The 6,088-nt window shown below is 61.1% G+C and carries 10 protein-coding genes; 4 read left to right on the top strand and 6 right to left on the bottom strand.

Annotated features, from left to right (window positions below):
• Positions 1-203, bottom strand: a 203-nt coding sequence (locus tag HX855_RS33070; protein ID WP_218644349.1) for a hypothetical protein, incomplete at its 3' end; no start/stop codon positions are given.
• 200 nt (positions 204-403) lie between these two features.
• Here HX855_RS33070 and HX855_RS31120 point away from each other — a divergent pair.
• Both HX855_RS31120 and HX855_RS31115 read left to right on the top strand, forming a co-directional pair.
• Positions 404-778 (top strand): hypothetical protein, encoded by a 375-nt coding sequence (locus HX855_RS31120; protein ID WP_177090175.1) that lies wholly within the window; start codon positions 404-406, stop codon positions 776-778.
• Between the two features lie 32 nt (positions 779-810).
• Positions 811-1,260, top strand: a complete 450-nt coding sequence (locus HX855_RS31115; protein ID WP_177090176.1) for a GNAT family N-acetyltransferase — start codon at positions 811-813, stop codon at positions 1,258-1,260.
• A gap of 22 nt (positions 1,261-1,282) precedes the next feature.
• Here the strand turns inward: HX855_RS31115 and HX855_RS31110 are convergent, their stop codons facing one another.
• From HX855_RS31110 to HX855_RS31095, 4 genes are all read right to left on the bottom strand, one after another.
• Positions 1,283-2,146: a DNA/RNA non-specific endonuclease gene (locus tag HX855_RS31110; RefSeq protein WP_177090177.1), complete on the bottom strand. Its 864-nt coding sequence runs from the start codon at positions 2,144-2,146 to the stop codon at positions 1,283-1,285.
• A gap of 129 nt (positions 2,147-2,275) precedes the next feature.
• Positions 2,276-2,692, bottom strand: a complete 417-nt coding sequence (locus tag HX855_RS31105; protein ID WP_177090198.1) for a DUF2846 domain-containing protein — start codon at positions 2,690-2,692, stop codon at positions 2,276-2,278.
• 8 nt (positions 2,693-2,700) lie between these two features.
• Positions 2,701-3,129 carry an Sbal_3080 family lipoprotein gene (locus HX855_RS31100; protein ID WP_177090178.1) on the bottom strand — a complete coding sequence of 143 codons (429 nt, stop codon included), beginning with the start codon at positions 3,127-3,129 and terminating at the stop codon, positions 2,701-2,703.
• Between the two features lie 60 nt (positions 3,130-3,189).
• Complete coding sequence (locus HX855_RS31095) at positions 3,190-3,831, bottom strand: TetR/AcrR family transcriptional regulator (RefSeq protein ID WP_256353104.1); 642 nt, start codon at positions 3,829-3,831, stop codon at positions 3,190-3,192.
• A gap of 71 nt (positions 3,832-3,902) precedes the next feature.
• On the opposite strand from HX855_RS31095, the gene HX855_RS31090 reads away from it, so the two are divergent.
• Positions 3,903-4,769 carry an aldo/keto reductase family oxidoreductase gene (locus HX855_RS31090; protein ID WP_177090179.1) on the top strand — a complete coding sequence of 289 codons (867 nt, stop codon included), beginning with the start codon at positions 3,903-3,905 and terminating at the stop codon, positions 4,767-4,769.
• 3 nt (positions 4,770-4,772) lie between these two features.
• Here the strand turns inward: HX855_RS31090 and HX855_RS31085 are convergent, their stop codons facing one another.
• Positions 4,773-5,468, bottom strand: coding sequence for a tRNA (adenine(22)-N(1))-methyltransferase TrmK (locus HX855_RS31085; RefSeq protein WP_177090180.1), 696 nt, complete (start codon positions 5,466-5,468; stop codon positions 4,773-4,775).
• A 94-nt stretch (positions 5,469-5,562) separates the two neighbouring features.
• On the opposite strand from HX855_RS31085, the gene HX855_RS31080 reads away from it, so the two are divergent.
• Positions 5,563-6,069: a GNAT family N-acetyltransferase gene (locus HX855_RS31080; RefSeq protein ID WP_177090181.1), complete on the top strand. Its 507-nt coding sequence runs from the start codon at positions 5,563-5,565 to the stop codon at positions 6,067-6,069.
• Positions 6,070-6,088: the final 19 nt, after the last annotated feature.

The following is a 6,088-nucleotide window of genomic DNA, read 5'->3' as shown; positions in this document are numbered from 1 at the left end:
TTGAACAATGTGCTCGCCTGGCTGACGAGGCTCAGGAAACCGCGTTCCCACAAACAAACCCAATCCAATGTGGGAGCTGTCGAGCCCCAGCGAGGCTGCGAAGAGGCCCTGTCTGCCGATAAAGATGTCGCCTGATAGTCCGCCATCGCAGCCTCGCTGAAGCTCGACAGCTCCCACAGTTGATCTCCCACATCCTTGAACAATGTGCTCGCCTGGCTGACGGGGCTCAGGAAACCGCGCTCCCACAAACAAACCCAATCCAGTGTGGGAGCTGTCGAGCTTTAGCGAGGCTGCGAAGAGGCCCTGCCAGCCGATAAAGATGTCGCCTGCCAGTNNAAGCTCGACAGCTCCCACCGTTGATCTCTCGGGTATCATCCCAGCCATCACCCATCCAGGAGTCACCATGCCTTCAAACACACGCGACAGCGCCCGGATTGAACGTCGCCTGGTCGCGGCCCTGACCGAGGCCTGTGAAATCGCCAAGGCCGAAATCACCGGCTTCGACTGGCTGACCCACGAAGTCGATTACGCCGCCTTCGCAAAAAGCCTTCAGGTGGTTTGGGTATTTGATACACGGGCGAACAGGGAGCTGGCGGTTTCACAAGACAACGGTGCGCGGATGCGCGAGCTGACAGCCTCGGCGCTGGAAGAGGCCGGCGTCGAGCGCCCTGCTTCGGAGCGCTACGTATGCTTCGACTCCGAGGAGGAATGCCACCTGCAGCACGGTGGCGATTGGCGCCTGCGCCTGGCTAAAGTGTATGGGGTAAAGCGCAAGTAACCCGGTCGTAGACCCCACCTGGGAGCACAGGAATGGAAATCATCGAATGTTCAATTGAGCACGCCGAGGCATCGGCCGTGTTGTTTAACCAGTACCGTATTTTCTACGAGCTGCCCGATGACCTTGCGGCGGCCCAGGAGTTTATCAGCGCAAATTTAACCCACGCCCGCTCAAGGATCTTCCTGGTGCTGGACGACGAAAAAAAGCCCGTGGCGTTCGCCCAGCTGTATCCGGCGATGTGCTCGATCGCCATGAAACCGTTCTATTGGCTGTACGACCTGTTCGTGGCGCCCTCGGCAAGAAACAAAGGCTATGCGCGGCATCTGATGACCCACCTCACCTCGCTCCTGAGTGCCGAGGGTGCCCAGCGCATCAGCCTGGACACCGCCCATTCCAACAAGGCGGCCCAGGCACTTTACGAGTCGCTGGGGTACACGCGGGAAAGCGAGTTCATGACCTACCACAAGGTGCTCGCGTCCTAGGCAGCGAGCACACGCCAAGTCATCACGTACGCCCAACAGATCCCGTCACCGGCAGATTCCCCAGCAGCTTGAGCCCGGTGGTCTTCACAAACGTCGCGTAGTCCATCGGCTTTTCGATACGGGTTTCAGCGTTGGGCAGCACGTAGGCCCAGGCACGCTGGGACGATACGTCGTATACCAGCTTGAACAGGCGGGTCGGCACCCAGACCTTGTTGTCGCCGATGGTGCTGTAGCCCGGGTCAAACAGCGGGCCGGTGAACACAAACACATTGCCGTCGGCGCGCTTGGCAAACTTGCGCACGTCGGCCTCGACCTTGCTCCAGATCTTGCGGTTGTTGGTGGGGTCCTGCGGCACCATGTTCGACAGCGCGAACGACTGGGCCATGGCGTTGGTGCTCGGCGCATCGGCGGCCGGGGATTGATGACCACGGTCCACCGCCGGGTGTTGGCCACGGTAGTCACTCAACTCGGCGCGGGCGCCCTTGGGAATGCGCGGGTCCGGGTAGAACTGGTTGGTGCGCTCCTCGCCTTTGGCGTCCTGCAACTGGCCGGCATTCAGGCGTTCGACCACCACCAGCGGGGTCTTGCTGGTTTGCGAGTACAGCACCGCAAAGTTATCGGAGCACAGCGCCAGGGGTTTCATGGTGGCCGGCACGGTGGCGGTGTTGATCGGGTGCGCGGCCGGGAACAGGTCGGCGCAACCGTCGAACGAGGCCTGTTGCTGTTTGCTTGAATAGAGGTCCAGGGCCGCGCCCTGGCTGATGGAGCCCGAACGGGAGGTGTGTGGCTGATGCGGTGTGATGAGGTCCAGCAGACCACGGGCTTGCGCCCCGGTGGAGAGCAAAACAAGGGCTGACAGCCCAACGGCAATTTTGCGTAGGTGCATGGGTTAAATCTTCAAAGGAGAGGGAGGAAAAAACATACCGCGAGGCTCTATTCCGAGCCACACGACCGCTGACAGTCGTGCGGGGGTTATTGACCATCACTCCTCACATTAGTGCCGGGGCACCGGGGCTTACTTCACCGGTATATACGAATACCCGCGCACCATGGTTTTCCCTTCGTTCGTCTCCCGCTTGCGAATCTTCTCGAACATGTTCTCCTGGGTGTACTCAACGAAGTATTCCTTACCCGGCTCAACCGAGAGCGTCAGGAATACGTTTCGGGGATGGGGCTGCTGTCCGGCCGAAACCTTGTGCACGCCAGGGCTGACCAGCACCCAGGAATAGGTCTCGCTGCTCAGCCCCACGATTGCGCTGTCATCGATACTGAACACGCTGTCATAGAAGCTGCCCTGGATAACCTGGGTTCGCATCAGGTAAACCAGTGCCTTGCCCGGTGGCGGCGCCGGCGGTTCGAAGTAAGGTTGGCTGGTGCTGGTATGACCACACCCGGTCAGCAGCATGAGCAACAGCACCGGGATACTTTTGATGAATCTGCTCACTTGGCCTGCCCCACTAGCTGGTTGATCACCGGTGCCATTTTTTCCTCGACCGTCTTGTATTTCGACAAATCGAAGCCCCCGCCGCCCGCCAGGGTGTACTGCGCAAAACCAATGGACTGGTCGCCTTTGTAGAGCCGGACGCTGGCGTCGGACAAGTAGGCAGAGAAGTCCCAGGAACGAATGGCGGTGTAGGTCAGACGGTATTCACAATTGCCCGGAACCGGCGCGGCATACAGCCGGCTTTCAATGTGGTGCTGGCGCAACAGCGTTTGCAGGCCATCGACAAAATCCCCCACCACCACGTTGGGGTTCTCTTCGATGCACAGTTGCGAGATTGTGTATTGAGAAGCGACGGGGTCAACCTTGACGTTTGTACACCCGGCCAAGGCCATTAGAAGGCCTGCCGTGAGGGCTCTGGACAGCATGTTCAATCCCTGAATCCGAAGTGATATCAAAATAATGGCATCATGCTAGCTTGACGCGCTTTAGCGGTCAATTGTCAGTGACTGATACGTTTGAAGATACGCCCGCAGCAGCCGCGTCACCTGTTGTTCCAGGCCCGCTTCATAGGCCGGTGAAGCGTTGCCTTCAAGCAGCGTCCGCACCGGGCCCACCACGGCACTGAGGGAGATGGCGGCGGTCAGGGACGGGTCTTCAAAACGGGCATCGGAGGCGGTTGCCAACATCCCGGCAATCGCTGCCACCACCCGTGTATTGATACGCGCGACCAGCTCCGCCCCGCCCCGCTCGGCCGCGATGGCGTAAAGCGCTTTGGACACGACGGGATCCATCAGCTTCACGGCAAGAAAAGCGCTGACAAACCCCGATGCCATCTCAGCGACCGTGGTGCCCTGGCATTGATCACAGGCCCACTCGACGGTCTCGGCCACGTGCACCAGGTGCTTTTCCAGGACCGCCGCCAGGAGTGCATCGCGGTTCGGATAGTACTGATAGAGACTGCCCACCGACATGCCCGCCCGCTCGGCCACGCGGGTCGTGGTGCATCGCACCAGGCCCTGAGCCGTCAGAACCTGAAGGGTCGCCGTGTGCAGCGCCTCGACCGTGGCCACCGATCGGGCCTGAACCGCTGATTTTCTTGGCTTTAGTGACGCCTTGGGAGTGCTCATGGAATGCGAATTCTAAACCTGAAGGATCCTTCATATTATAGGCTTCTTCCCGTCAAGCAAGAGCCACAACCATGACCCGCTCAGCAACAGGCAGCACCTTCACGCTCGGTGATCGCACCGTCAACCGCGTCGGTTACGGCGCCATGCAACTGGCAGGCCCCGGGGTGTTTGGCCCGCCAAAAGACCGTGATGCGGCGCTGGCGGTACTGCGCGAAGCCGTGGCATCCGGCGTAAACCATATCGACACCAGCGACTTCTACGGGCCGCACATCACAAATCAGCTTATTCGCGAGGCACTGCATCCGTACAAAGACGACCTCACCCTCGTCACCAAAGTGGGCGCCCTGCGTGGCAGCGATGGCAGCTGGCTCAACGCGTCGTCGAAGGCCGAGCTGACCCAGGCCGTGCATGACAACCTGCGCAACCTGGGCCTGGACGTGCTGGACGTGGTCAACGTGCGGGCCATGCACGGCGTGATGGGCACTGCCGAAGGCTCGATCGAAGAGCCCCTTAATGCCATCGCCGAGCTGCAACAACAGGGGCTGATACGCCATATCGGCATCAGTAACGTCACGCCCACCCAGGTGGCCGAGGCGCGCAAAATCGTGCGGCTGGTGTGCGTGCAGAACTTGTACAACATCGCCCATCAACACGATAACGCGATGATCGACGAACTGGCGAAGGATGCCATTGCCTACGTGCCGTACTTCCCCCTGGGTGGGTTCACCCCGGTGCAGTCGTCGGTGTTGTCGAGTGTTGCGCAGCGGCTTGGCGTCACACCGATGCAATTGGCCCTGGCGTGGCTGCTGCACCGCTCACCGAATATCCTGCTGATTCCTGGCACGTCGTCGGTCACCCATTTGCGTGAAAACATGGCAGTGGGCGCACTGGCGCTTTCGGATGAAGTGCTGGCGGAGCTGAACACCCTCGCGGGCTGACCCTCACCCCAGCAGCTCGGTAATCCATTGCGCCTGTTGCGCGACCTCTTGCACCTTGCCTTCGGGCACCGCCTGGCGCGCCAGGGCAAAGTCCCTCAGGGTCTTTTGCTTGTGGCGCAGGACGTGCTGCCACTTGAGCAGGAATACCGGGCTGCGCGCCTGCATTTGCAGCGGGCCGAAGTACAGCTCTTCGGCGGTGTAGATCACCGGCTCCGCGCGCTCGGCGACGATGATTTCGTAGAAGAAGCGGTTCTCCTGCAGCAGCTCCTCCCTCAGGATGCGATAGCCGTTTTCCATCAGCCATTGGCGCAAGGGCTGCTCGCCGCCGTTGGGTTGCAGCACCAGGCGCTCCTGGCCGCTGAGGCGCGCCTTGTCGCTGTCGAGGATGTCGCGGATGGTCTCGCCACCCATGCCGCAGAGACTGATCGCGGTGATCCCGTCGCCCGGCTCGATCGCCCCCAAGCCACTGGCCAGGCGCACGGTGATGTGGTGCTCCAGCTCGTTCTCGCGCACCGTACGCTCGGCCGCGCGAAACGGCGTCAATGCCACCTCGCCTGCCACCGCCGCCACGATGGCGCCGCGACGCATCAACGCCACCGGCAGGTAGCCGTGGTCGGAGCCGATGTCTGCCAGGCGCGCACCGGCGGGCACATGGGCCGCCACACGCTCCAGGCGCATGGACAATGTGTGTTCGTTCAACTGCCGTTCCTTTTTGCCGCGATGGGGCTGATCGGTTCAGGATAACTGATGAGGTATGCTTGCTCACCGCACAATCGCAAGGAAGAGGTGATCGATGACGTCCTTTAAGGTTCGCGAGCTGAGCAGTACGGACACTGAAGCCTTGCTGGCCTTCGAATCCCGCAACCGTGAGTGGTTCGAGTCGCATATTGATGCGCGCGAGCCTTCGTTCTACTCCGAGCAGGGGGTGGCCGACCATATCCAAGGCTACCTGTCCGACTTCGCCCTCGGCGTATGGCACCCGTTTGTGATCGAAGGCGCCAACGGTGAAATCGTCGGTCGGGCCAATCTGAAAAGCATCGATTCAGCCAAGGGTTCGGCCGAGGTCGGTTACCGCGTGGGCGAGCGTGCGTGTGGGCAGGGCCTGGCCACCCTGGCGCTCAAGCACCTGATCCGGGAAGCACAGGCACGTTGGGCACTGACGCACTTGGTGGCGTATGTGTACCCGGAGAATGTGGGTTCACAAAAAGTGCTGGGGCGCTGCGGGTTCCTGGCAGAACAGCCCGCGCCGGGCGACCCGGCACCTGGCGAGCGCCGCTTCGTTCTGACGCTCCAGACCTGAAGACGCGAACCTTTACCCG

Origin of the sequence: Pseudomonas sp. IPO3778, assembly GCF_013386825.1 — a bacterium.
GTDB lineage: Bacteria > Pseudomonadota > Gammaproteobacteria > Pseudomonadales > Pseudomonadaceae > Aquipseudomonas.
This window is presented reverse-complemented; position numbering and strand designations above follow the sequence as displayed.

Excerpts from the sequence above, each read along its gene's own strand:
- HX855_RS31115 (WP_177090176.1), top strand. The coding sequence starts at position 811 with ATGGAAATCATCGAATGTTCAATTGAGCACGCCGAGGCATCGGCCGTG.
- HX855_RS31095 (WP_256353104.1), bottom strand. The coding sequence starts at position 3,831 with ATGAGCACTCCCAAGGCGTCACTAAAGCCAAGAAAATCAGCGGTTCAG.
- HX855_RS31090 (WP_177090179.1), top strand. The coding sequence starts at position 3,903 with ATGACCCGCTCAGCAACAGGCAGCACCTTCACGCTCGGTGATCGCACC.
- HX855_RS31110 (WP_177090177.1), bottom strand. The coding sequence starts at position 2,146 with ATGCACCTACGCAAAATTGCCGTTGGGCTGTCAGCCCTTGTTTTGCTC.
- HX855_RS31120 (WP_177090175.1), top strand. The coding sequence starts at position 404 with ATGCCTTCAAACACACGCGACAGCGCCCGGATTGAACGTCGCCTGGTC.
- HX855_RS31100 (WP_177090178.1), bottom strand. The coding sequence starts at position 3,129 with ATGCTGTCCAGAGCCCTCACGGCAGGCCTTCTAATGGCCTTGGCCGGG.
- HX855_RS31080 (WP_177090181.1), top strand. The coding sequence starts at position 5,563 with ATGACGTCCTTTAAGGTTCGCGAGCTGAGCAGTACGGACACTGAAGCC.